The following is a 633-nucleotide window of genomic DNA, read 5'->3' on the forward strand; positions in this document are numbered from 1 at the left end:
GGCCCGGCCCGTGCGGAGCCGGTGCGGCGGATCGGGGAAGCCAATCCACGCCTCCAGGTCTTCGCCGTCAGAGGTTCCCCCTTTCGGGGCCGTCTCGCTCATCTCGCGCTACGAGACCAGAGCCCGCGGCGCAGCGCAACGGGGGAAGTCAGGGCAGCGGCGGCAACAGTTTCGTGACCTCGGCGCTGGTCGGCGTGCCGCCCATGAAATCGAAATCGCCGGCCCTGAGCCGCTTCGCGGCATCGACGGTCGCGCCCATGGCGACACGGTAAAGCGAGCCGCCGAGCGAGACGCGGCGCACGCCGGCCGCTTCGAGCACGGAGAGCGGCACCGGGCCGCTGCGCGGGCCGAAGACCACGTTCACGGGCTTCGGCGCCACCGCCTTCACCACCGCCTCGATGGCGGCCATGTCGGGCAGGCCAGGCGCGTAGAGCACGTCCGCGCCGACCTCGGCGAAGGCCTGGAGGCGGCGGATGGTGTCGTCCAGGTCGGGGCGGCCATTGATGAAGTTGTCGGTCCGCCCCGTCAGGACGATCCTGCCCTTCGCGGCCTTGGCCGCCGCCTTGATGCGGGCGACCGCCGCGTCGAAGCCGTGGATGGGGTCTGCGGGATTGGCGGTCGTGTCCTCGATGC

The 633-nt window shown here is 71.9% G+C and carries 1 protein-coding gene; it reads right to left on the reverse strand.

All coding sequences use genetic code 11. From position 1 onward, the window contains the following. Positions 1-148: 148 nt before the first annotated feature. On the reverse strand, positions 149-633 hold a 485-nt coding region (locus AC1DWF_RS35745), incomplete at its 5' end, for an isocitrate lyase/phosphoenolpyruvate mutase family protein (protein WP_476843193.1).

The sequence above is a fragment of the Aminobacter sp. P4_D5 genome, from assembly GCF_056401815.1.